19 protein-coding genes and 1 riboswitch are annotated in these 23,755 nt (G+C 62.0%); of the genes, 16 read left to right on the top strand and 3 right to left on the bottom strand.

What is annotated here, in order from left to right; translation table 11 throughout:
- Nucleotides 1–8 precede the first annotated feature (8 nt).
- The 3 genes from BLT26_RS00915 to safD all read left to right on the top strand — a co-directional run bounded on the left by BLT26_RS00915 (nt 9) and on the right by safD (nt 3,349).
- A complete protein-coding gene (locus tag BLT26_RS00915) occupies nt 9–1,094 on the top strand; it encodes a tRNA-queuosine alpha-mannosyltransferase domain-containing protein (protein ID WP_091506704.1) in 1,086 nt (361 codons plus the stop codon).
- 123 nt (nt 1,095–1,217) lie between these two features.
- Nucleotides 1,218–1,967 carry a sulfite exporter TauE/SafE family protein gene (locus tag BLT26_RS00910; RefSeq protein WP_175452991.1) on the top strand — a complete coding sequence of 250 codons (750 nt, stop codon included), beginning with the start codon at nt 1,218–1,220 and terminating at the stop codon, nt 1,965–1,967.
- A gap of 14 nt (nt 1,968–1,981) precedes the next feature.
- Nucleotides 1,982–3,349 carry a sulfoacetaldehyde dehydrogenase SafD gene (gene safD, locus BLT26_RS00905; RefSeq protein ID WP_091506697.1) on the top strand — a complete coding sequence of 456 codons (1,368 nt, stop codon included), beginning with the start codon at nt 1,982–1,984 and terminating at the stop codon, nt 3,347–3,349.
- Between the two features lie 156 nt (nt 3,350–3,505).
- On the opposite strand, the gene BLT26_RS00900 is transcribed toward safD, so the two are convergent.
- Both BLT26_RS00900 and BLT26_RS16150 read right to left on the bottom strand, forming a co-directional pair.
- The gene (locus tag BLT26_RS00900; protein WP_091506694.1) at nt 3,506–4,051 is read right to left on the bottom strand and encodes a hypothetical protein; all 546 of its coding nucleotides are present in this window, start codon (nt 4,049–4,051) and stop codon (nt 3,506–3,508) included.
- A 116-nt stretch (nt 4,052–4,167) separates the two neighbouring features.
- Nucleotides 4,168–4,734, bottom strand: coding sequence for a hypothetical protein (locus BLT26_RS16150; protein WP_139169344.1), 567 nt, complete (start codon nt 4,732–4,734; stop codon nt 4,168–4,170).
- A gap of 263 nt (nt 4,735–4,997) precedes the next feature.
- Nucleotides 4,998–5,096: riboswitch (TPP riboswitch) on the top strand.
- Between the two features lie 149 nt (nt 5,097–5,245).
- Here BLT26_RS16150 and thiC point away from each other — a divergent pair.
- The 9 genes from thiC to BLT26_RS00850 all read left to right on the top strand — a co-directional run bounded on the left by thiC (nt 5,246) and on the right by BLT26_RS00850 (nt 14,152).
- A complete protein-coding gene (gene thiC / locus BLT26_RS00890) occupies nt 5,246–7,171 on the top strand; it encodes a phosphomethylpyrimidine synthase ThiC (protein ID WP_091506686.1) in 1,926 nt (641 codons plus the stop codon).
- A 30-nt stretch (nt 7,172–7,201) separates the two neighbouring features.
- The gene (gene thiO, locus BLT26_RS00885; RefSeq protein ID WP_245720538.1) at nt 7,202–8,278 is read left to right on the top strand and encodes a glycine oxidase ThiO; all 1,077 of its coding nucleotides are present in this window, start codon (nt 7,202–7,204) and stop codon (nt 8,276–8,278) included.
- 2 nt (nt 8,279–8,280) lie between these two features.
- Nucleotides 8,281–8,484, top strand: coding sequence for a sulfur carrier protein ThiS (gene thiS, locus BLT26_RS00880; protein ID WP_091506678.1), 204 nt, complete (start codon nt 8,281–8,283; stop codon nt 8,482–8,484).
- A gap of 23 nt (nt 8,485–8,507) precedes the next feature.
- Nucleotides 8,508–9,314: a thiazole synthase gene (locus tag BLT26_RS00875; RefSeq protein WP_091506675.1), complete on the top strand. Its 807-nt coding sequence runs from the start codon at nt 8,508–8,510 to the stop codon at nt 9,312–9,314.
- Between the two features lie 121 nt (nt 9,315–9,435).
- A complete protein-coding gene (gene thiE, locus BLT26_RS00870; RefSeq protein ID WP_245720537.1) occupies nt 9,436–10,965 on the top strand; it encodes a thiamine phosphate synthase in 1,530 nt (509 codons plus the stop codon).
- 241 nt (nt 10,966–11,206) lie between these two features.
- Nucleotides 11,207–11,626 carry a c-type cytochrome gene (locus tag BLT26_RS00865; protein WP_091506667.1) on the top strand — a complete coding sequence of 140 codons (420 nt, stop codon included), beginning with the start codon at nt 11,207–11,209 and terminating at the stop codon, nt 11,624–11,626.
- 476 nt (nt 11,627–12,102) lie between these two features.
- Entirely contained in the window at nt 12,103–12,576 is a 474-nt protein-coding gene (locus BLT26_RS00860) for a Dps family protein (RefSeq protein WP_091506664.1), read from the top strand.
- A 278-nt stretch (nt 12,577–12,854) separates the two neighbouring features.
- On the top strand, nt 12,855–13,193 hold the full coding sequence (locus tag BLT26_RS00855; protein ID WP_091508653.1) for a PadR family transcriptional regulator: 339 nt from the start codon (nt 12,855–12,857) through the stop codon (nt 13,191–13,193).
- On the top strand, nt 13,193–14,152 hold the full coding sequence (locus tag BLT26_RS00850; protein ID WP_091506661.1) for a hypothetical protein: 960 nt from the start codon (nt 13,193–13,195) through the stop codon (nt 14,150–14,152). Before BLT26_RS00855 ends, BLT26_RS00850 begins: the two co-directional genes overlap by 1 nt.
- Before the next feature lie 39 nt (nt 14,153–14,191).
- Here the strand turns inward: BLT26_RS00850 and BLT26_RS00845 are convergent, their stop codons facing one another.
- Entirely contained in the window at nt 14,192–15,073 is an 882-nt protein-coding gene (locus BLT26_RS00845; protein WP_091506657.1) for a LysR family transcriptional regulator, read from the bottom strand.
- A 166-nt stretch (nt 15,074–15,239) separates the two neighbouring features.
- Between BLT26_RS00845 and BLT26_RS00840 the strand changes: the two genes are divergently transcribed.
- From BLT26_RS00840 to BLT26_RS00825, 4 genes are all read left to right on the top strand, one after another.
- Nucleotides 15,240–17,213, top strand: a complete 1,974-nt coding sequence (locus tag BLT26_RS00840) for an acetoacetate--CoA ligase (protein WP_091506654.1) — start codon at nt 15,240–15,242, stop codon at nt 17,211–17,213.
- A 279-nt stretch (nt 17,214–17,492) separates the two neighbouring features.
- Complete coding sequence (locus tag BLT26_RS00835) at nt 17,493–17,867, top strand: hypothetical protein (RefSeq protein ID WP_091506650.1); 375 nt, start codon at nt 17,493–17,495, stop codon at nt 17,865–17,867.
- Between the two features lie 111 nt (nt 17,868–17,978).
- Nucleotides 17,979–19,772, top strand: a complete 1,794-nt coding sequence (locus BLT26_RS00830) for an autotransporter assembly complex protein TamA (protein WP_091506647.1) — start codon at nt 17,979–17,981, stop codon at nt 19,770–19,772.
- A gap of 1 nt (nt 19,773) precedes the next feature.
- Nucleotides 19,774–23,754, top strand: a complete 3,981-nt coding sequence (locus BLT26_RS00825) for a translocation/assembly module TamB domain-containing protein (RefSeq protein WP_091506643.1) — start codon at nt 19,774–19,776, stop codon at nt 23,752–23,754.
- The last annotated feature ends 1 nt before the right edge of the window (nt 23,755 follow it).

Genomic DNA, 23,755 nt, shown 5'->3' with positions numbered 1-23,755 from the left:
AAGCGATCATGAGGGTCCTGCTGCTGTCCGCCTATGATGCCGCCAGCCACCGCCGCTGGCGCAAGGGCCTGGTGGCGGCCCTGCCCGAGTGGGACTGGACGGTGCTCACCCTGCCCGCGCGCTATTTCAGCTGGCGGGTGCGCGGCAACAGCCTGAGCTGGGGGAGGGGTGAGGCCCGCGAGCTACTGGGTCGCCCCTGGGACCTGGTGGTGGCGACTTCCATGACCGATCTCTCGGCGCTGCGGGGACTGGTCCCGGAGATTGCCGGCGTGCCCACCGCTGTGTATTTCCATGAAAACCAGTTTGCCTACCCGCGCAGTGACCGGGCCCACCAGTCGGTAGAGCCCCAGCTTCTCAATATTTACACGGCCCTGTGTGGCGATCTGCTGCTGTTCAATTCCGGGTTCAACCGGCGCACCCTGCTGGAGGGGGCGGAACGCCTGCTCAAGCGCTTCCCGGATTTTGTGCCGGCGGGGATCTGTGCCGAGATCGAGGCCAGGTCGCACGTACTGCCCGTGCCGCTCGAGGATGAACTCTTTGCCCCCGCCGGCGGCGAGGTCGCAGCGCAAGGGGCTGGCCCGCTGGAGATCAGCTGGGCGGCCCGGTGGGAATATGACAAGGGCGGTGCCCGGCTGCTGGACATCCTCCGCGGCCTGGAGGAGGATGGAGTGGAGTACCGCCTCAACCTGCTGGGGGAATCCTTCCGCAACACCCCGGAGGAGTTCTCCATCATCCAGCATGACTTTGCCCACCGGCTTGGCCGGATTGGGTTCCTGCCGGAACGGTCACAGTATCTCGATACGCTGCGCCGCAGCCATGTCTTCCTCTCCACCGCCCACCACGAGTTCCAGGGCCTCGCCGTGCTTGAAGCCTGTGCGCTGGGATGTACCCCGCTGGTGCCGGACGAGCAGGCCTACCCGGATTTTTATCCGGCTGGAGTGCGCTACGGCAGCAACGGCGCCGCGGTGGAAAAGATTCGCCGGCTGGCCAGCGGGCAGGATTTGCCGGCGCCCCAGGATGTGTCAGGGTATGCTTGGCGCGAACTGGGGCCGGTCTACCGGGACCGCCTGTACCAGCTCGCCGCCATGTCCTGATTTAACCGCGCCGGGTCCGGTGACTACTGGGTTTATTATTCCGCTGCCCCTAGACTGCCCGCCACCCCTGAACTTCAGTGACAACCCCAATACTGCACTCTGCACCGTACAAGGGAGCGGGCTTTGCCGGAATTTACAGAACTGACTTCCCTCACGCTGGGGCTGTTGCTGCTGGCCTGTATCGCCAGTGCGTTTATCTCTGCGGTAACCGGAGGCGCAGGCGGGGTGCTGATGTTTGCCGCCCTCAACCTGGCGATCCCGCTGCGGCTGCTGGTACCCATCCACGGCGCCGTGCAGCTGATGAACAACCTGGCGCGCATTCTCTATGTGCGCGAACACATCCGCTGGGAATTCTGCATCCCGTTCTTTATCGGTTGCACACTTGGGGCTGCTGCAATGACCCTGGGCCTGGCGCGACTCGAGTGGCAGCAGCTGCCGTTGGTGTTGCTGGCGATATTGATCTTCTACACAGTATTCAAGCCGAAGCGGCTGCCAGAGATCCGGCTCAGGCCGCACAACTATTTCTGGGTGGGCATCGGTACCGGCACCCTGGGGATCCTGGCCGGTGCGGTCGACCCGCTGCTGGCGGCATTTTTCGTGCGCCGCGACCTCTCCCCGAAGGAGGTGGTGGCAAACAAGTCGGTGATGCAGGCCTGGTGCCACGCGCTCAAGGTGCCGGCGTTTATCTATCTCGGCTTCGCGTTCTCCGATCACCTGGGCCTGATCCTGCTGCTGACCGTGGCGGCCATCGTCGGTACCCGGATCGGTATCGCCATGCTGAACCGCCTGGACAGCGCGCTGTTTTTCCGGCTTATGCGCGTGGCGCTGCTGGTGGCTGGCCTGCGTATCCTTTACCAACTGTTTACCATGTAACGGGAGTGTCAGCGATGGCTGATTACCAGATTATCAATCCCTTCGGTGGCGACCTTATCGAGGAATACGATTTCGCCGGTCGTGAAGCGGTGGACTGTGCCATCGACCGCCTGGTGGAAGGTCGCGCGGTGCAGGCCGCCATGCCGGCCTGGCAGCGCTCCGATATTCTCATGCGGCTGTCGGGCCTGTTGCGGGAACATGCCGATCACCTGGCACGCCTGATTACCGCAGAGACCGGCAAGACCATCAGCGACAGCCGGGTCGAGATCGAGCGCGCCTGCAATACCGCGCTCGCCAGTGCCATGGAGGCCCGCGCAATCACCGGTGAGGCGCTGGACTCCGATGCCTACCCGCCGCAGCGCGAACGCATCGGCGTGGTGTTGTGGAAGCCGCTGGGCACTGTGATGTGTATTACGCCATTCAATTTCCCGGTCAATATCGCCGTCCACAAGATCGGGCCGGCATTCGCGGCCGGTAACACCATCCTCTTCAAGCCTGGCCCCCAGAACAAGCGCTCGGCGGAATTCCTGGTCGACCTCTGCTATCGCGCCGGCATGGACCCGGGCGTACTGCAGATGCTGATTCCCGATATACCCGCAACCAGCCACGCGGTGGCTCACCCGCAGGTACACGCAATCAACTTTACCGGCGGCACCGCCGCAGCCAATGCCATCGCCGCGGCGGCGGGGTACAAGAAGCTGTTGTTCGAGCTGGGGGGCAACGACCCGTTGATCGTAATGGAGGACGGGGACCTGGAAGGGGCCGTGCATGCCGCCATCAACCAGCGGTTTGCAACCGCCGGCCAGCGCTGCACGGCGGCCAAACGGGTGTTTGTCCAGCGCGGTGTGTACGAGGCCTTCACGGCCAGGCTGCTCGATGCCACCACGTCTCTCAAGGTGGGCGACCCGATGGATGAAGAGACCTTTGTCGGCCCCCTGATCCACACTGCGGCTGCGGACGAGGTGCACGGCCGCATCGCGGACGCCGTGGCGCGCGGCGCCCGCGTCCTGTCTGGCCACCGCCGCGAGGGCAATATCCTGTGGCCCACGGTGATCGAAGATGTTCCCGATGACGCCCCGCTGGTGGCCGACGAGACATTTGGCCCGGTCATTCCCCTGCGTCCGTTCGATACGGTGGATGAACTGGTGACCCTCGCCAATGACTCCCCGTTTGGGCTGCAGGCCGGGGTCTTCACCCGTGACCTGTCGCTCGCCAGGAGCCTGTTCAACCGGCTCGACGTGGGGCTGCTGGCGGTCAATGACGGGCCGGGATTCCGCGCCGAGCACTTCCCGTTCGGGGGCGTGAAGGAGAGCGGCGTGGGGCGCGAGGGTGTGCGCTACGCCATCCGTGAGATGAGCTTCCAGAAAACGCTGGTTATTTAAGGAAAGCTCGGTGGCTTGGTATCGGGCATTGTTGCGCGAATGGGCCTGAACTGGCAGAAATGCCTCTTGCGCTGCTGTCGGATCGACTTACGGGATGACGGGACCAATCGCGGATCCTTTTAACTATATCCCTGGGGCGGGCGATCTTATCGCGAGTCAATCGGGCGGGCCGGAGCGACCCTCGCACCGTATCCTGACCGTCTCGAAAGTGAGCGGTCCGGTCACCATGTGGACGGGCGCGATGTCAAACAACTCGCTATTTTCATCGCAGGCCCACTGAAGCAGGATTTCTGGTTGGTAGATCTCGATTTGGTATTCGTTGCGGTGACGTGAAGACTCTGTCAGGTAAATAAGGCCGAAGACAGTAATATGCGCTTCGAGAACCTCGAACGCCAGTAATTCGGTGCCAGTGACTACAACGCCTCGTCCAAATTTATTATTCTGGAAGCCGATTTGAGCCACGATATATTTACCCGGGGGGATTTCCGCGATGACTTCGCCTGCCTCCACAAAAGTGTAGTGTCCACCATAAGGCACGCAGGTTCGAGTATTGCAACGCTTGAGGGAGATCCATTTTGGTTCTCGTTTGGAATGTGGCTCCAAAAGTGTATCGATTACCAGATATCCATCATCTGACCACGCTGGTGCGGAAATGATGACTGTCATTATTGTTGAAGCCAGGAGGCTGGTTATTTTTTGCATGGTTTTTCCTTGTCCTCCCGGTGGCAGGGTTCTATTGGAATTTTTACCTGCTCGGTAATGAGGGAATGTCATGCCCCCATGACACTCTCCGGAGTTTAAGTCCGAACTTTTTCAATTTATTCGGCCATGCCATAAGTATCACTGCACTGTATTTTGATGGTCTGGAAACTGAAGCGGCCGTCGACGAGATGTGCCTGGTGACGGTCGAAGATATCCTCGCCCTCGTCACACGCCCATTGGAGCAATATTTGTGGCTGGGTGATCGCGATTTTATTTTTTCCGCTTGTTACTCTCTCGATATGAATCAGGCCGAGAACCGTGACATGCTCCGCGCCGACTTCGAATGCGATATTGTCGCCATTTAATACCTGCAAGCTGTCTCTCTTCATCGACTTGCTTTTGCGGAAGTCGATATGATCCACCGAATACCTGCCAGTCGGAACAGAGGTGATAACGGTTCCCACTGGCACATGAATGCAAAATGGCGTGCAGTTTGCCTTCGGATAGTCCCCTTCCTGATAAGCCGGTGGGGCATATCGCCTCAGGGCAATCCAGGTGGGTTGTCTTGCGGTCTGGGGTGACAGGATCGAGTCGATCACGAGGAAACCGTTATCCGATGCCGTTAAGGGTGAAAAAGATGTGATAAAGCCCAGTAACGCGAGACAGCTGAAAATTTTATTCATTTAATCGTTACCCGCTGTAGCCAGGTGGGCCAAGTCCTGGCAGGAAGGGCCGCGTGGACTGGCCCCGGGTCCCTTGCTTCAGGGCGCCAACAGCCAGGCCCTGCGGGATGGCGGGAGTCTAGCCGAGATTTTCGCCGGAGGTCGCTCTGGAGATAAGTTTCGGCGTGTAATTGAGCGTGATCGCCTTCGTGGCGTGGGCGTGGCCGGTAGGCGGCAGTTCCCCGCTGCCTTGTCTGATCCGAGACACTTAGTCTATACTCCCGGATCACTTGTCGGAGTGCCTGTGGGCTGAGATCGCTTTTGCGAGATCCGTTGAACCTGATCGGGGTAACCCCCGCGTAGGGAACAAGATCTGAAGTCGCTGCGTTGCGCGGGTAGGGTGTTCATTACCGGAACCCGCCACATTAAAAAACATCGCGCGACGCTTTCTCCTGCTGAAGCTTTCCCCGGGCGCTACGGCGTCATTTTCCGCACAAGGTTATGCTTATTGTGCGCAAAACAAGGGGTCAGCATGTCTCAGGTCACCGATACACCCGCCGAATCCAGCCGCAAATCTCGCGCTGCAAGCCGAGAATCCGCAAAAGCATTCCTCGACAGCCTTACCGCCCAGTCCTTTCCGAATTCCCGCAAGATTTACCTCGCAGGTGAGACTGACGACATCCGCGTCGGAGTGCGGGAAATCTGCCTGGGTGACAGTGTGGTGGGGGGGGATGAAGACAACCCGGTACTGGAGCCCAATGCACCATTGCGTGTCTACGACACCGCCGGCCCCTACTCGGATCCGGACTATTACCCAAATGTGCGCAACGGCCTGCCGAGGCTGCGCCAAGGGTGGATCGAGGCCCGGGGGGATACAGAGGCGCTGACCACCCGCCAGGCGGCCTACAGCCAGAAACGCATGGCTGACCAGGGGCTGGATCATATCCGCTTTGAAGAGCTGCCGTCGCCGCGCCGCGCGAGGCTGGGCTGTAACGTGACCCAGATGCACTACGCCCGGCGGGGCATCATCACCCCGGAGATGGAATTTATCGCGCTGCGCGAGAATATGGGCCGCGCCGCGGCCGCAGAGGCCCTGGCAGAATCCGACTACCAGAAAGCGCGGGACGGTATTCATATTCCCGAGCAGATCACCCCCGAATTCGTGCGCCGCGAGGTAGCGGAGGGACGGGCGATCATTCCTGCCAATATCAATCACCCGGAACTCGAGCCGATGATCATCGGCCGCAATTTCCTGTGCAAGGTAAACGCCAATATCGGCAACTCCGCCGTGACCTCGTCAATCGAAGAAGAGGTGGAAAAGCTGGTGTGGTCTACGAAGTGGGGCGCGGACACGGTGATGGACCTGTCCACCGGGCAGAATATCCACGAGACCCGCGAGTGGATCCTGCGCAATTCCCCGGTGCCCATCGGCACCGTGCCCATCTACCAGGCGCTGGAAAAAGTGGACGGTATCGCCGAGGACCTCAACTGGGAAGTATTCCGGGACACGCTAATTGAGCAGGCCGAGCAGGGCGTGGACTATTTCACCATCCACGCCGGGGTGCTGCTGCGCTACGTGCCACTCACCGCAGAGCGGTTGACCGGCATCGTTTCCCGCGGCGGCTCCATCATGGCCAAGTGGTGCCTGGCCCACCACCGGGAGAATTTCCTCTACACCCACTTCGAGGAAATCTGCGAGATCATGAAGGCCTACGATGTGAGCTTCAGCTTGGGCGATGGCCTGCGGCCGGGCTGCATCGCCGATGCCAACGACGAGGCCCAGTTCGGCGAGCTGCGCACCCTGGGCGAGCTGACCGAGGTGGCCTGGCGCCACGACGTCCAGACCATGATCGAGGGACCCGGCCACGTGGCCATCCACAAGATCCGGGAAAACATGGACGAGCAGCTGAAGCACTGCCACGGGGCACCCTTCTACACACTCGGCCCGCTGACCACGGACATCGCGCCGGGTTACGACCATATCACCTCGGGTATCGGCGCCGCGCTGATCGGTACCTATGGCTGCGCCATGCTCTGCTACGTCACTCCCAAGGAACACCTGGGCCTGCCCAACAAGGAGGATGTGAAGGAGGGGCTGATGGCCTACAAGATCGCGGCCCATGCCGCCGACCTGGCCAAGGGGCACCCGCGCGCGCAGCAGCGCGACGATGCACTTTCGAAAGCGCGGTTCGAATTCCGCTGGGAAGACCAGTTCAACCTGGGCCTGGACCCGGAGCGCGCGCGCAGCTATCACGACGAGACCCTGCCAAAAGAATCCGGCAAGGTGGCCCATTTCTGTTCCATGTGCGGTCCCAAGTTCTGCTCCATGAAAATCACCCAGGACGTGCGCGATTATTCCAGAAAACTTGAAAACGAGAGGCAGAGGGCGGCGCAGGGCATGGAGGAAATGGCGCTCAAGTTCAAGGATATGGGCAGCGAGATTTACCACAAGGGCTAAAGGCGGGCATCTCGCCGGGAGAAAAGCATTTTGAGCACAGCAATGCGCATCGCCATTGCCGGCGGAGGGCTCCTGGGACGCCTGAGCGCTTGGCGGTTGGTGCTGGCCGGAGCAGAGGTCACCCTTTTCGAGGCCGGGTCGCTGGCCCGCCCCGCGGGTGCCTGCTGGACCGCCGCGGGAATGATTTCGCCACTGACCGAGCTGATCCATAGTCCCTACGAAGTGTACCGTATGGGACTGGAAAGCCTGCAACTGTGGCCCCGGTGGATAGATGTTCTCGAGCGCGCCAGCGGGCAGCCACTGCACTTTCGCCGCAATGGCAGCATGGTAGTGGCGCACCAGTGCGATGCGGCGCAGCTGGACCAGTTCCAGCGGGACCTGCAGCGTACCCTGGGGAGTGCGGCGACAAAGGAGATGACCCCACTCGACGCAGCGGGTGTCTCTGCGCTGGAGCCCGACCTGCAGCACTTCTCCCGGGGAGTCTACCTGCGCAACGAGGCAGACCTCGACAACCGTCGCCTGCTCGGCGTATTGCTCGACGAGCTGCGGCGGCTGGGAGTAGGGCTGGTGGATGAGACTGCGGTGGATTGCGAGCCCCACGCGGTGGTCCTGCACAAGGGTGGCGAGCGGCGGACCTTTGACCTGGTTATCGACTGCCGCGGCATGGGCGCCAAGGCGCAGGCCAGAAACCTGCGCGGCGTTCGTGGCGAGGTGATGGTGGTGGAAACATCCGAGGTCAGCTTCCAGCGACCGGTCCGCCTCATGCACCCGCGTTACAAGCTATACGCCGTGCCAAAGCCCGACGGCACCACGGTCATTGGCGCTACGGAAATCGAGAGTGAGGACCTGTCTCCGATCAGCCTGCGCTCCACCATGGAATTATCGTCGGCGCTTTATGCGTTGCACCCGGCATTCGCCGAGTCCCGTATTGTCGAGACCAGTGTCAACCTGCGCCCGGCGACCCCGGACAATCTCCCCTTTGTCAGGATTGTCGAGGGGCTGGTGCAGGCTAACGGGCTGTACCGCCACGGCTACCTCTGCGGCCCGGCACTGGTTCGGCGTGTGGCAGAAGCGGCGGGTTTGGTAACCGAAGTAACAACGGAATAGCAATGAGTGAAATAACCATCAACGCAGAGCGACATTCCCTGCAAGGCAGGCCGAGCCTGGCTGCCCTGTTGGAGCAGGCAGGTTACAAAGGGGATGGTTTCGCGGTGGCAGTCAACGGCGAATTCGTGCCCCGGGCAGACTATGCGCACACAGAAATCCGCCCGGGCGACGAGGTGGATGTAGTTGCGCCGGTCGTGGGTGGCTGACGGGGAATTTTGAGGAAATCCAGATGCAAGACAAGCTGAAAATCTACGGCCGCGAGTTTTCCAGCCGGTTCCTGATCGGTACCGCCCTTTATCCCTCACCGGCCATCATGAGCGAATCGATTGCCGTGTCGGGAGCGGAAATTGTCACCCTGTCCCTACGCCGGCAGAATCCGGCGCAGCATGAGGGTAACCTGGTGTGGGACCTGATCCGGCAGTCGGGCTGCCAGCTGCTGCCCAACACCGCTGGCTGCAAAACCGCCAGGGAGGCGGTTAACCTGGCGGAAATGTCCCGCGAGATTTTTCGCACCGACTGGCTCAAGCTCGAGGTCATCGGTGACGATTACAACCTGCAGCCGGACCCGTTCGGGCTGGTGGAGGCGGCGGCAGAACTGGTGAAGCGTGGGTTCAGGGTCTTGCCCTATTGCACCGACGACCTGGTACTCTGCCAGCGCCTGCTCGACGCCGGCTGCGAGGTGCTGATGCCCTGGGGCGCACCCATCGGCACTGGCCAGGGCCTGCTCAACAAGTACAGCCTCGAAACCCTGCGCACACGGCTGCCGCAGGTGCCGTTAATAATCGATGCGGGGATCGGCGCGCCGTCGCAGGCGGCGGAGGCAATGGAAATGGGCTTTGACGCCGTGCTGCTCAACACGGCAGTGGCGAAGGCGCACGACCCGGTGGCCATGGCCCGCGCCTTCCGCCTCGCCATTGACGCCGGGCGCAGTGCCTACCAGGCCGGCCTGATGGTGCGCCAGCAGACCGCCAGCCCAAGCACGCCGACCCTGGATATGCCTTTCTGGCACCAGGCGGATCCGTTAACGCAGGAATGAAACTTGGCCCGCTGCTCGGTAAGCACGGGCTTTCCCTGCCGAGTGAGAGCAACCGGGAATTATGACGACCGCATGCACGGAATTATTTTTTCGTGCTCTGAATCACCAGTAAAAGATGTCTATGCAACAGCCAAGAAGACCCATCGTCTGGACCATTGCCGGCAGTGACTCTGGCGGCGGTGCGGGTATCCAGGCAGACCTGCTAACTTTCGCCGATCTGGGCTGCCACGGCTGCACTGCAATTACCGCGAACACGGCCCAGAACACCACCGGGGTGGCGTCCATCAATGCGGTGCCGGTGGAGGTGCTCATCGACCAGCTGAATGCCCTGCAGCGGGACCTGCTGCCCGACGCAATTAAAATCGGCCTGCTGGCCAATAGTGAACAGGTGCTGGCAGTGACAGAATTCCTGCATCGGCTGAAAGCCATCCGCTCGGTGCCGGTAATCTACGACCCGGTGGCAGTGGCCAGCAGCGGCGACACCCTGACTGAGGACGGTATCGGTGAGCTGGTATTGCGGGAACTGTTTCCCCTGTGCGACCTGGTGACTCCCAACCTGCACGAACTGGAATGGCTTGCGCGAGCGCCGGTCGGCTGCGCGACCCAAATCCAGAACGCGGCGCAACTGTTGCACACCAGCGGTTGTCGCGCGCTACTCGTCACCGGAGGCCACAGTGAAATCAATCCCGGCGAAATTGCCGACCTGCTCTGGGATGGCGTGCGCGGCGACTGGTTTATCGGCGACAGGGTGGACAGCGAGAATACCCACGGTACCGGCTGCACCCTGTCATCGGCGATCGCCGCCTTCACTGCACTGGGCTACCCGCTGCGCGACGCCTGCGTGGTGGCCAAGGCCTACGTACAGCGCGGCCTGCGCCTCGGGCAGGGTGACTCTATCGGCGCCGGGCCCGGACCCGTGGGGCATTGTGGTTGGCCGGACGAATTACAGGATTTTCCCAGGGTTCTGCTACCGCAGGAGGAACACGCCCGGCATTACGATTACTTTGATGCCGATGGCAACAGCCTTTTTGCCTGCGATTTTCCCGATACCGATACCAATGAGCTGGGGCTTTACCCCGTGGTGGATTCCGTCGAGTGGCTGGAGAGACTCGCAGCCGAGGGAGTGAAAACCCTGCAGCTGCGGATCAAGGACGCGGGCACCGACCTGCGCACGCGGGTAGAGCGCGCCGTGGCCATTGGCCGGCAATACAAGCTGCGCCTCTTTATCAACGATCACTGGCGCCTGGCGATCGAGTGCGGTGCCTATGGTGTGCACCTGGGGCAGGAAGACCTGCGCTCAGCCGACCTGAAGGCAATCAAGTCCGCCGGGCTGAAACTGGGTATCAGTACCCACGGCTTTTATGAGCTGCTGCGGGCCTGGCGCTACCGTCCCAGTTACCTGGCTATCGGGGCGATATTCGCCACTGGCACCAAGGATATGCGTGGCCAGTTGCAGGGGATCGACAAGCTGGCGCGTATGGCCGCACTGCTACCGTACTTCCCGCTGGTGGCGATCGGCGGTATTTCTGTCGAGCGTGCGCCGGCGGTGGTTGCCACCGGGGTGGGCAGCGTAGCCGTTGTCAGTGCCATCACCGGGGCTGCGGATTACCGGGGCGCGGTAGCAAAGCTGCAGTCCATCTGCGACCACTGAAGCGTCGCGGCGGCTTCCCGGAAAAAGCACCTGCGTCGGCATGCCGGGCCCGGCCAGCAGCTCTCTCCCGCGTACCACTTTTGCCAGTCCCAGCCCCAGGCGCGGAGTTGCGATCGCCCGACTCGCGGGGTAATAATGAGTATTCACAAGGCGAGTCATATGCACTATGTGCGACAGATGCGGCACTTCGCTGCCGACAGACCCAGGGCTCACTGACAGAAGAATTACGGGCAGAAAAATAATGAAAGCATCACTCACCACTCTGGCAGCGATCCTCCTGCTGACGGCATGCGCCGCCGAGCGCGAACCCAGGGGCGAGACTCCCGAGACCACGGCCGCCGAAACCGCGGCTCCCGAAACCGGCATCGCCGCTACGGAACAGGTCGACGGGAAACTCCATGAAACCTACCTGCGCAGCTGTCACAGCTGTCACGGGCCGGGGGTAACTGGTGCCCCGCGAACCGGTGATGTGGCCGCGTGGGAACCCCGGGCCGCCAAAGGCCTGGAAGTGCTGGTAGACAACGCCATGAACGGCTACAAGGCCATGCCTCCGAAAGGGCTGTGCTTTGACTGTACCGAAGAGGAATTCGCCGGGCTGATTCGCTATATGGCGGGCGCGGCCCTCCCGGATGAAACACCTGTTACTACCGGCGGTGACTGAAGCACCCGCCAGCGACAGGGCAGGGAAGCGGTGGAAACAGGCTTGCGAGCGCTGGGCACGCATCTTCGCAGGGAGCATGAGAGACGCCAGGTCTGTTCATTAAGCCGATGATCCCCGAGCTTTCGGCTCCCTTGTTATTTGCTCTATCCGCTCTTTTGCCTGTCTGCCGGTGCGCTGAACACGGAGCCAGTCGCCGCTTGCCTTCGGTACGGTCCTGGATCAAGGGGTTCCCCGGGCGAAGAAAGCCCCGTTGGGCAGAAGGGGCTTTGTGATCGGGTTCTGCGGCTCCAGTGCTCCCGATCGCGGCTAAGCTTGCCATACTGTCACGGGGACATGAGATAGCTTTTGTTTATCGGTGCTATTCCTTATATAAATTTTTATTTCTCCCCGATGGCGTTAGGATGGTTTCCCAAGAGGTTGACTGAGTCTTCCGGCTTTCAGGAAGTTTTTAAGAAACAGCAACAAAGAGGTGGAGTATGACCAAGATTGATATCGGCATTAACGAACAGGATCGTGAAAAAGTTGCCGACGGCCTGAAGCGCCTTCTGGCCGACAGCTATACGCTTTACCTGCAGACACACAATTTCCACTGGAACGTCACCGGGCCATTGTTCCGGGAACTGCACCTGATGTTCGAGGAGCATTATCAGGAACTGGCTGAGGCAGTGGATGACATCGCCGAGCGCATCCGCACCCTCGACGTGGAGGCGCCGGGAACTTACAAGGCGTTCGCCGAGCTCAGCTCCATCAAGGAGGAGACTTCAATTCCTGCCGCGGAGAAAATGGTGGAAATCCTCACCCAGGGTCATGAGCAGGTGGTGAAGACCTGCCGCGACGTATTGAAAGCGGCGCAGGCTGCGGACGATGAATCCACCGTGGCACTGGTTTCCGACCGTATGAGCGTGCACGAGAAAACCGCCTGGATGCTGCGCGCCACCAGCAAGAAGTAAAGCCCCCGGGGGAGGGCGTTCTTGTAGAGAGCATGGTTTCTCGCGTCCTCCCCGCACAGCAAGCCCGGATGCGCTGAGCCGTGGCGCCTGCCGCCTGGCAGGCGCCGCTCCACCGGGTTCGTCCCCCCTCCTTCCCCCCCGATTGCGTTCGCCAGTACCCCTCACCCGAGACTTAACCTGCGCCACTTTCGTTAGCTGCTCCCGAAATACGGTCTTGCAATCTATTGCTGTGTGACGCACAGTATATGCTGTGTATGGCACAGTATGCGGAAAACGATATGACGCTTGGGGCGGAACGGCTCAACAAACTGGCGATGGAAATGCGGCGGGGGATGCTGGTGCTGGCGGTGCTCAGGGCGCTGGACCAGCCGCATTACGGTTATTCCCTGCGCAAGCGACTTGCCACTATCGGTCTGGAAATAGATGAGGGCACGCTTTACCCGCTGCTTCGGCGACTTGAGGACCAGGGGCTGCTCAGCAGCACCTGGCAGGTCCACGATGGGCGCAAGCGACGCTTTTATGTGATCGCAGAAGATGGCAGGACTGCGCTGGAGTTGATGACTGCCGAGTGGCGAAAACTGAACCGTACGATCGATAAACTTGGAGAGACTTGGTAATGGAATTACTGCAGCGGTATGTGGACAACGTCAAAATTTACCTGCCGGGTGATGAGCGCGACGATATCGGCAATGAACTGTATTCGGGCCTGCTGGACCAGTGTGATGAATTGAGTGACACCCTCGGCCGCGAGGCCACGGAGTCTGAGGTGGCGGAACTGCTCAAGCGGAACGGCCACCCGATGGAAGTGGCTGCGGGCTACCGGCCGCGCAAGGCTCTGGTGAGCGAGGCGCTGCTGCCGTTATACATGCAGGTCCTGAAGTGGGTTTTCCTGGCTGTCATTATCGGTAATGGCGTGGCGGCAGTGATGGGGGTGCTCAATCAACCGCAGCCGCAATTCCTGGATGCCGCTCTGGCCTGGCTGGCGGGCAGTATCAATGCCGGCCTCCAGAGTTTTGCACTGGTGACATTGGGCTTTTTCCTGGCTGGTGAAAGCCTCAGTTTCCGCGATGTATTCGGCAAGTGGGAGCCGCGGAATTTGCCGAGAGTGGCCGCGGCAGGCCAGCGTATCAGCTCTTTTGACAGCGCCGTGGAACTGGTGGCCATGGTCCTGGTGGCGGGTTGGTTAAACGACCTGTTCCCCGCGACCGGCTTTGGGGGTATGGAGGTCACGGTATCCTCCGGCCTGCATGCATTGCTCCCGTGGCTGAATGGCGTAATTGCCCTGAGCCTGCTGATGGCACTGGACAAGCTTTTCCTGCCATTCTGGACCCGGGCAAAACTGGTTGTGGAGAGCGCGATCCGCCTGTTGTGGTTATTTCTTCTCGGGCGGCTTTATTACCTGGATGAGGTGCTCACAGTGCAGTGGGGTGGTGCTGGCGAATATTTCTGGGAAATGCCCCAGGCTTACTGGCAGCTTGCCGTAATCGCTGCCATCCTGGGAACCGGCTGGGGGTTGCTGCAGAACCTGTGGCGCTATCGTCAGACGGTTGGCGCTACCCGGCACTTTCAGGGCTGAGTGGCCCTCTGGTACCAGGCGCTACGCGGGTGAATGTGGTCAGGGCGCGGTGACCAGCTGCAACAGCGCCCTGGCCGGTGCTGACAGGGCACCGTGGCTGCGCAGCAGGACACCGACTTCCTGCTCAATGTCCGGTGCCTGCAGGGCCAGGCAGGGGAGGCCGTAGTCGCGCATCTGCGGGCGGCACAGCTCGGGTACCACACTGATTCCCATGCCGGTCGCCACCAGCTGGCCGATGGTGCTGAGCTGGTTGGCCTCGCACAATAGCCTGCCGCTATAGCCGATCTCCGCCATCGCCCCGTCGGTCCAGCGCCTGACCGCCGAGCCCCGGTTCATGGCGATAAACGGCTCCCCGGCCAGTTCCCGCCAGGTCACCGCACTTTTCCCGGCCAGGGGGTGGGCGGCAGGTACCACAGCGATAAAGCGGTCTCTGGCGAAGCCCTGGAACTCGAGCCCGCCCAGGTCAGCGGGGCGGAAAGTGATGCCAATTTCCGCCCGGCCCTCCTGTACCGCCCGCTGTACCCGCTCCATTACGATATCCTCGATCACGATATTGATGGATGGGTGCCGGCTGTGGAACTCCGCCAGCAGCCCCGGCAGCCGGTTGAGGGCGAAGGCTGGGATCACGGCCAGGTTCAGTTGGCCCTGCTCCAGGCGGAAGCGTTGCTGCATGGCCTCCATGGAGTGGTCCCAGTTATTAAGGAGCTGTTCCGCCCGGCCGAGGAACTCCCTGCCTTCGGGGGTGAGTGCCAGCTGGCGACTGTCCCGACTGAATAGCGCGCCCCCCAGGGACTCCTCGAGGTTCCTGATGGCCACCGACAGGGCCGGCTGGGAGATATGCAGCCGGGCACTGGCCTCCGCCAGGCTCCGCGTCCTGGCAACGGCGGCAAAGGCCCGCAGCTGCTTGAGTGTTGGGTTCATGAAACTGAATGCCGATATCTGGTCATGTTTTAGTTAAGAAAAGCTTAACAAGCTTAAACTTATTTTTAATTTTATTAAATGTAAGACCAAGGCATGATTGTGCCCTGATGACGCGCGCCTTAAGTTTCTGCGCCCCGACAATAACGAACCCGGAAGGTCAGAAGAGATGAGCAACTCCAAGCAGCCCCTGTGGCAGCCCAGTCCCGAGGCCGTTGCCTCGACGCAAATGGACCAGTTCCGTCGCCTGGTGAACGAGCGCTTCAGGACCGAGCTGGAAGATTACGACGCGCTGCACCGCTGGACGGTGGAGAACCGCGAGGACTTCTGGAAACTGTTGTGGGACCACACCGGTGTGCTCGCCAGCGAGCGCGGCGACACGGTGCTCGAGAATGACGAGATGCCCGGGGCGCGCTGGTTTCCCGGGGCGCGGCTGAACTTCGCCGAAAACCTGCTGCGCTTTCGCGATGATCGCACCGCGCTGGTGGAGCGGCTGGAAAACGGCAGCAGGCGCGAGCTTACCTATGCCGGGCTCTTCGCCCGGGTGGAGCGGCTCGCAGCCGCGCTGGCGGAGCAGGGAGTGGAGCAGGGCGACCGCGTGGCCGGCTTTATGCCCAACGTGATCGATACGGTGGTGGCCATGCTGGCGACCACCAGCCTGGGTGCCATCTGGACCTCCTGCTCGCCGGACTTCGGTATCAACGGCGTGCTGGATCGTTTCGGCCAGGTGGAACCGAAAGTGCTGTTCGCCTGTGAGGGCTATTTCTACAACGGCAAGACCATTGACTCGCTGCCGCGTATCGGCGAAATCGCTGCGCGTATAGAGTCAATAGAGAAAATCGTGATGGTGCCGGTTGCCCGATCCGCAGAGGATACAGCCGCGGCCATCGCGGAGCTGCCCCGGGCGCTGACCCTCGAGCAGTTCGTTGCCGGTGCGCCCGAGCGCCCGCTGACCTTCGTACAGACGGAGTTCAACCACCCCCTCTATATCATGTATTCCTCCGGTACCACCGGTGTGCCCAAGTGTATTGTGCATGGTGCCGGCGGCACGCTGTTGCAGCACCTGAAGGAGCACCGCCTGCACTGTGACCTGGACCGGGATGACATCCTGTTCTACTTCACCACTTGCGGGTGGATGATGTGGAACTGGCTGGTGAGCGGACTTGCCTGCGGTGCCACCCTGGTGCTGTTCGATGGGTCGCCCTTCTATCCCGCTCCCGAGAGCCTGTGGGATATGGCGGACGAGGAAGGCATCAGCGTCTTTGGCACCAGCGCCAAATACATCGCCGCGCTGGAAAAAGCCGGTATCAAGCCCCGCGAGAGCCACAACCTGGAGCGGCTGCGCGCGGTCCTCTCCACCGGCTCGCCGCTGGCCCACGAGGGTTTCCGCTACGTATACCGCGATATCAAGGCGGACCTCTGCCTGTCGTCCATATCCGGCGGGACTGATATCATTTCCTGTTTTGCCCTCGGCAACCCTGCGCTGCCGGTCTACGCCGGCGAGCTGCAGTGCCGCGGCCTCGGCATGGCGGTGGAGGTCTGGGATGATGACGGCCAGCCGGTGATCGGGGAGAAGGGCGAGCTGGTGTGCTCCAGGTCCTTTCCCTGCATGCCGGTCGGCTTCTGGAACGACCCGGATGGCGCCAAATATCGCGCTGCCTATTTCGAGAACTGGCCCGGCGTGTGGGCGCACGGTGACTACGCGGAGATTACCGGGCACGGTGGAGTGATCATTTATGGGCGCTCCGATGCGGTCCTGAACCCGGGCGGGGTCCGGATCGGCACCGCCGAGATTTACCGCCAGGTGGAGAAGGTAGAGGAGGTCCTCGACAGTATCTGCATCGGGCAGGAGTGGGGCGATGATGTACGGGTGATACTTTTCGTGGTTTTGCGCGAAGGTGTGGAGCTCGACGACGAGCTGGTGCAGAAAATACGGTCGACCATCCGCGCCAATACAACACCGCGACATGTCCCCGCCAAGGTGATCCAGGTGGCGGATATCCCCCGCACCATCAGTGGCAAGATCGTGGAACTGGCGGTGCGCAACGTCATACACGGCAAGCCGGTAAAAAACCAGGAAGCCCTGGCCAACCCGGAGGCGCTCAAGCTATATGAAAACCTGCCAGAACTGGCGGAAGGCTAACGGGTTTCAATGCGGCCGGGTGGCGCCGGCCGCAAATCTCCACTTACTGCAGCCCCGCTTGTGGCGCTGTACCAATCCTGTCAATCTGCGCTACCCTTTATCCGGGCCGCCAATCTGCAGGGCCCTTGGCGGATGACTGGCGCGCATCCTGTTGATATGCCTGCGAGCATCCGGCACCAATAACCCCCTGCCTGGTCGACCCGACCAGACCGCCGCAAGGCTCGCTGGTAAAACGAAACGCCTGATATAACGTCCAATAATCTGCACGGAATAGCATTAATGATTACCTATCTCTACTGGGCCGCAGTGATCGCGCTGGTTGTCCTTTCACTTCTTGCCGGCAGCCGCATGGGCAGCTTTAAAATCGGTGCGATTGGCGCTGTTATCTTCTTTCTCGTGGGCTGGCTGGCGTACTACTTTCATTTCGAACAGGTATTCGTTAAACGCTTCGGTGGCGTGATGCGTATCAATGTGCCAGAAGGGCAGCGTCATATCGGCGCCACCTGGAAGGAGGACAACCTCTGGATCGAGAATTATGACCCGGAGACCAACCAGTGCATCTTCACCGAGTACTCCAAGGGCAACATCCTGGAGGGACGGGTCATTATCCGGGACTGTAATCCGCTGCTTGGCCAGTCCCGCCCCACCCGCTGAAAGCACCCTCAGCATCGGCGCAACTTCCGGCGGGAAAAGTGATCGTAGCAGCAGGGCGCTTTCCCGGCCCGGCAGTTCGGACAGGAAGGCCGCGGCCTCCAGATAGAATGGATGAGTTATTTGCGCGTATTAACCGGTTTTTTCCTGGCGGCAGTGCTTCTCGGCCCCCTGCAGGTGGCGCGTGCGATTCCCTTCTTTGACCAGTTGCCGGACTTTACCGTCAGGGTAGAGGGCGATCGCCAGCTGCAGGAGTGGCTGGAGGAGCAGCTGGAGGAGCTGCGCAAAGGCAGCAATGTCCTGGAAAATTACGAGGATCCCCGTGACGTCGCGCGTTACGAGAGGGGATCCCTGGAGCGTTTGCTACGCTCCCGCGGGTACTACGACAGTAACATCCGGGAGTCTGTGAGCGATGGCGATATTCTCTACCGCATCGAGCCAGGCCCCCGCTACCTGATCAAGAGCATCAGGGTGGAGATGCCGTCGCAGCTCGAACGCGGTTTTGGTGGCCTGCCACTGCGGGTGGGCGATCCCCTGGTTGCCACCAAGGTGAAGGAGGGAGTCTCCGTCATCGAGCAATACCTGAACGACAATGCCTGCCTGCTCAATGTGGATGTCAGCTACAAGGCCACCGTGATCCACAGTGAGGCAGCGGCGCGGCTGGTGTACCGGGTGGCCCCGAGCCCGGAGGTGGTGGTAGGCCAGGTCTACGTCGAGGGACTGGAGTCGGTGGATGCCGGCTTCCTGCGCGACAAACTCAAGATTGAATCCGGGGAGTGTTTCAAGCGCAACCAGCTGGATGCCGCCCAGCTTCGCCTCCTGCGCACTAACCTGGTTGCAGGGGTGGGCACCGAGGTGTCAGAGCCCTACGGTGGGGTGGTGGATATCACCTTTCGCGTGCAGGAGCGAAAGCACCGCACCGTAAAGCTGGGGGTGGGCTACACCTCCAGCGAGGGAGCCGGTGTGTCTGCCGGCTGGGAACATCGCAATGTATTCCGGCGCGGCGAGAAAATCGATATCGAAAGCAAGGCGAACCCGGTCCAGCAGTCGCTGGAGGCGCGATTGCTGGTGCCGCGTTTCCTTCGGGATGACCAGGGCCTTACCGGACAGGTAGAGCTTTCGAACAAGGAAGTGGATGCCTATACGGCAGAGTCCCTCCGCCTGGGGGCGGTTATATCCCGGGACCTGAGCAAGCACCGCACGGCAAGTGTCGGGGCGGAGTTGAAGTTCAGTGAAGTGGAGGAAGACGGGGGTATAACCGAAAACTACAGTCTGCTGGCCTTTCCCCTCGGCCTGAAGTGGGACACCACCGATAACCCCCTCGATGCGCGCAAGGGCGCAACCGCCGCGCTGGAGGTGAAGCCCTATCTGGATCTCGGTGACAGCGGCACCAGCTTTGTGAGGAGCATCGCGGTGGCGACCGGTTACCACACCTTTGCCGAAACCCGCTTTGAGCCAACACTGGCGTTGCGTATAAAAGCCGGCGTGATCTCCGGCGCAGATAATTTCGATGTACCGGCAGATGAACGATTTTATGCCGGAGGCGGGGGCTCTGTGCGCGGCTATGACTACCAGGCACTGGGGCCGCGCCGGCTGATCGAACCCGAAGAGCCGGATGGCGAGCCGCGCCTGAGCGACCCGATCGGTGGTCGCGCGCTGAGTGAGATCTCCCTGGAGGGGCGCCTGCGTATCACCGAAAAATGGGGTGGCGTGCTCTTTGTCGACGGCGGCAACGCATACCTGGATCCTGAGCCACGTTTCGACTCCCTGTTCTGGGGCGTGGGTTTCGGCGTGCGCTATTTCACCTCATTTGCGCCGGTACGTTTCGACGTCGCCTTTCCACTGGACAAGCGGGAAGACCTTGACGATGACTTCCAGGTGTACGTAAGCCTGGGGCAGGCGTTCTGACATGAAGCGTTCCCTGTCAGCCCTGGCTTCTGGTTATGTGCGCGCGCTCGGGTCGGTATTACGCAGCCTGTGGCATTCACTCAGCGGTCGCGGGGCGATGATATCCGGCATATTGCTGATGCTGCTGCTGGCACTGCTGTATTTTGCCGGCACCGGCTCGGGCCGGGTCTCCCTGACCAGGGGCGCCTTCCTGGTAGCCGAGCGAATGGTTCCAGAGCTGGCAATCCAGAGCGGTCGCATGGCCAGTGAGCACCTGGGACACTGGTCTTTCAGCTCCCTGAAGGTCGATTACCGCGGCAAGGTGCTGCTCCAGGGCCGTGACCTCGCGGTGGGCATTGACCTCGGCGCGCTGATTTCCGGACAGCTGGATATCGAGCGGATCCGCGCCGCGGAATTGCTGCTGGACATGGATGTACTGCAGTCGCTGCTGGAGGAGCGGACCGAGAGGGTGGAGGCCGAGGTGGAAGACCGGCCGATGTCGGTCCCGGCCATCCGCCTGGGGCAACTGGATATCGGCCGGCTGCGGATCATCGATTCGCGCTACCCGGACCTGCCCGTGGTGGCGCTGGATTCCGATGGTCGCTTCCGCTGGCAGGATGAGCCGACACGGCTGTCCTTCGAGCTGCGCGAATTGAATGGCGCCGGGCTGGAGGCCAGCCTGCAGGCAAAAGAGATCCGGGAAGGCGTGTTCCGGCTGGAGTTCCTGGCCCGCGAGGACAGCGGTGGTTTTGTCGGGCGTTTGCTGCAGCTGCCGGCAGGGCAGGCACTGGATGCGCGTGGCCTGATTACCGTGAGGGAGTCAGGTGACCGGCTGGCGCTGGATATCGAGGAGTTCTCCCTCCCGCTGGTGGCCCATCGTTTTTCCCTCGTCGGTCCGGCAGAAATCGCGCTGTCCCCGTGGCAGGTCGGGAGCGAGGGCCTGGCGCTGGCGGTGGATGGCACTTCCCATCATATATCCGGCAGCGTATCCGGCGATCGTGTCGATGCGGAGGTCCGTCTCGACCGGCTGCCACTGGCGATCACGCAGCCGTGGCAGGACTACCTCCAGGGTGGCTGGCTGACAGCTGACCTGTCGGTGCGCGGCCCCCTGTCACTGCCGAATGTATCCGGCATGGTGGAACTGCGCAGCAGTTTTCGACACCAGCCCGTGCACTTGCAGGGACGTGTGGCAACCCGCGATGAGGTAATCCAGCTGGAAGGAGCGACCCTCGAATATGCCGACGCACGTCTCGACCTTGACGGTGCGATAGACGTCGGGGCCGAGACGATCGACCTGCAGGGAGAATTGGCGCGCCTGGAAATGGACGACATCCGCGGGCTGCTGGCCGCGCTACCGGAAGACAGCCAGGTGGAGCTGCCCCCGGAGCTGTCCGGCTCCGTCGACGGCCTGGTGGTGAGCGCCAATGGTCCCTGGGGAAACCCCGATTTCACCGCCCGGATCCGCGCCAGGCCAGTTTACCGCAACCTGGAAACCAGCCTGCAGGCCACCGCCAGCGGCAACCTGAAAGAGATCCGGCTGCGCGAACTCTCGCTGCAGGGGGATCGCTTTGCTATCCGGGGTGGGGGCCGGGTGTCGCTGGAAAAGCAGACCCTGGCGCTGGAGCTGTCTGCAACCGCTGACCAGTTTCCCCCACGCCTCCTGCTCGATGCGCCTGAACTCGAGGGCATCGCCATCAGCCTGGAATCGGACCTCAGGGTCAGCGGTCCCTGGGACAAGCCCCGGCTGGATGCCAGCGTGGAATCCGACGGCAAGTACCGCCAGTACCGCTACCGCTTGAGCGGCGGAATCGCCGGCAACCTCGACCGGTTGCTGCTGGACGGGGTCCGGCTCGAACTCTCCAGTATGGATCCGGGGCGGGGCTTCGACGCGCCGGCGTTGCGCGGCCGGCAATCCCCGCTCGCCGATATGGAGGGCCAGGAGCCGGATGCGCCCCGGCAGACCCCGAGCCGGCTGCACCAGCTCGCGCGGGAGGCCGAGCAGCTGGCGGGGGCGGGGAGTGCATGGCTCGAGCTCGACGGCGTGGTAGAGCCGCGCCGGAAGCGCGCCCGCGGCACTGTGGCGGGGCGCAACATTCCCGTTTCACTGGCGCAACTCGCAGGGATATCCCTGCCTCCCTCACTGGAGGGGGAGGTGAGCCTCGACGGCGAGTTTTCCGGGCCTTTCGCCAGCCCCCAGGCCCGGGCGGATATCCTCGCCAGCGGCGAGTTCCAGGAGAAGCCCTGGCACCTCAGGGGAGAAATCGGTTATCGCCAGGGCAGCATCTCCCTTACCGGTGTCGACCTGCTCTGGGCCGGGCGCAACCGGCTGGTTGCGGAGGGCACCCTGAATGAGAAACAGCTGGACCTGGACCTGACAGCCAATGCTGTGCTGGCGGACCTGGAGCTGGGCCTGCCGGCGGAGCTGAACGAGCGCGGCGAGATTTCGCTGCAGGCCACCGCCACCGGCAGTCCGCGCAACCCGCAGCTGCAGGGGGAGCTGGTGCTCGATAGTGTCGCGGCTGGCTCCCGTGGCGCCATCGAACCGCTGCGCGCATCGCTCAATTGGAGGACCGAGGGCAGGTTGCTGCTGGTCGAAATGGTAGCCGACCACGGCTCCCGCCGCGCCGCCCAGGCCAGCGCCCGGCTGGCGGTGGCCGAGATGCTCGAAGCCCTGCTCTCCCCCGATACGCCTGCGCCGCCCGTGCCGCTGGAACTCGACAGCGAGGGCAGCGCTGATCTGGCGGTGGTGGGCGCGTTCCTCGATCCGGGGATCCACGCCATGCGTGGCCAGCTCCGTTTTACCGTCAACGCCGACGGCACCCTGGACAGGCCGGAGCTGCGCGGCGAGCTGAGCCTGGAAAATGGTTCCTACGAACACCGGCCCAGCAATACCCGCCTGCGCAATATCGATATCCTCGCCCGCCTGACCCCCGACCGGTGGGTGCTGGAGCGGGCGCGAGCAGAGGATCGAGAGGATGGCAGTATCAATATCGGTGGTGAAGTGACCTTCCCGGAGGCGGGCCCGCCGCGGCTGGCATTTGAGGGGCGGGCCCGGCGGTTACACCTGCTCAATAGCCCCGCCGTGCGCGGAGCTGTTTCGGGCACCCTGGCGCTGACGGGTACCACCGAGGCCTCGCGCCTGGAGGGCAGGCTGGTGCTGCGTCCCCTGGAAGTGCAGGTGGAACAGCTGTTTGGCAGCAGCATCCCGGAAATCGAGGTGGTGGAAGTGGAAGAAGAGGTGGGACTTGGGGACATCACCGGTGGCCCGCCGATACTCGAGAACATTGCGCTGGCGGTGCAGGTTGTGCTGGACCAGCAGTCCTATGTGCGGGGCCTGGGACTCAACTCCGAACTGCAGGGCCAGGTGAATGTGCGCGGCACTGCAGCCGAGCCCGATGCTTCTGGCGAACTGACGATTGTGCGCGGTAATTTCGACCTGCTGGGCAAGCGCTTTGAGCTGCTCGAGGGGCGGGTGCTGTTCGAGAACAGCGAGGCGGCCATCTATGTGAAGGGGCGGCATGAGTACAGCGAGGGCGAGATTATCGCGGAAATTTCCGGAACGACCGATGACCTGGATATCGAATTCAGCTCGACCCCTGCGGCAGCCCAGGACGAAATTTTCGCCCAGTTGCTGTTCGGCAAATCCCTCACCGATATCTCCCCCCTGCAGGCAGTGCGCCTGGTGACTGTGGTCCGCACCCTGCAGGGCAACGGCGCAGGGTTCGATCCGCTGGCCAAGACCCGTGAGCTGCTGGGCGTGGATACCTTCGATATCAAGAGCGAGGAGGGCGAGGAAGGGCAGGATCGTTACGCCCTCAGCCTGGGAAAATACATCACCAGCCGGATCTTCATCGAGCTACAGCGCAGTACCGACCCCCTCAATCCCTGGCAGGCGGAAATGCAGATCGAGTTGCGCAAAAACCTCAACCTGGAGCTGAAGTCCGCGGGCAGTAACGAGAGCGGCGCGGGCAGTGTGGAACTGCAGTGGAAAAGGGACTATTAGG

It is taken from the genome of Microbulbifer yueqingensis (genome assembly GCF_900100355.1).
Classification (GTDB): Bacteria; Pseudomonadota; Gammaproteobacteria; order Pseudomonadales; family Cellvibrionaceae; genus Microbulbifer; species Microbulbifer yueqingensis.
The sequence above is the reverse complement of the archived record's forward strand: the minus strand, read 5'-3'. Positions and strand labels throughout refer to the sequence as shown.

Coding starts and splice junctions, on each gene's coding strand:
- BLT26_RS00915 (WP_091506704.1), top strand. CDS start 9: ATGAGGGTCCTGCTGCTGTCCGCCTATGATGCCGCCAGCCACCGCCGC.
- safD (WP_091506697.1), top strand. CDS start 1,982: ATGGCTGATTACCAGATTATCAATCCCTTCGGTGGCGACCTTATCGAG.
- BLT26_RS00900 (WP_091506694.1), bottom strand. CDS start 4,051: ATGCAAAAAATAACCAGCCTCCTGGCTTCAACAATAATGACAGTCATC.
- BLT26_RS16150 (WP_139169344.1), bottom strand. CDS start 4,734: ATGAATAAAATTTTCAGCTGTCTCGCGTTACTGGGCTTTATCACATCT.
- thiC (WP_091506686.1), top strand. CDS start 5,246: ATGTCTCAGGTCACCGATACACCCGCCGAATCCAGCCGCAAATCTCGC.
- thiS (WP_091506678.1), top strand. CDS start 8,281: ATGAGTGAAATAACCATCAACGCAGAGCGACATTCCCTGCAAGGCAGG.
- BLT26_RS00875 (WP_091506675.1), top strand. CDS start 8,508: ATGCAAGACAAGCTGAAAATCTACGGCCGCGAGTTTTCCAGCCGGTTC.
- thiE (WP_245720537.1), top strand. CDS start 9,436: ATGCAACAGCCAAGAAGACCCATCGTCTGGACCATTGCCGGCAGTGAC.
- BLT26_RS00865 (WP_091506667.1), top strand. CDS start 11,207: ATGAAAGCATCACTCACCACTCTGGCAGCGATCCTCCTGCTGACGGCA.
- BLT26_RS00860 (WP_091506664.1), top strand. CDS start 12,103: ATGACCAAGATTGATATCGGCATTAACGAACAGGATCGTGAAAAAGTT.
- BLT26_RS00855 (WP_091508653.1), top strand. CDS start 12,855: ATGACGCTTGGGGCGGAACGGCTCAACAAACTGGCGATGGAAATGCGG.
- BLT26_RS00850 (WP_091506661.1), top strand. CDS start 13,193: ATGGAATTACTGCAGCGGTATGTGGACAACGTCAAAATTTACCTGCCG.
- BLT26_RS00845 (WP_091506657.1), bottom strand. CDS start 15,073: ATGAACCCAACACTCAAGCAGCTGCGGGCCTTTGCCGCCGTTGCCAGG.
- BLT26_RS00840 (WP_091506654.1), top strand. CDS start 15,240: ATGAGCAACTCCAAGCAGCCCCTGTGGCAGCCCAGTCCCGAGGCCGTT.
- BLT26_RS00835 (WP_091506650.1), top strand. CDS start 17,493: ATGATTACCTATCTCTACTGGGCCGCAGTGATCGCGCTGGTTGTCCTT.
- BLT26_RS00830 (WP_091506647.1), top strand. CDS start 17,979: ATGAGTTATTTGCGCGTATTAACCGGTTTTTTCCTGGCGGCAGTGCTT.
- BLT26_RS00825 (WP_091506643.1), top strand. CDS start 19,774: ATGAAGCGTTCCCTGTCAGCCCTGGCTTCTGGTTATGTGCGCGCGCTC.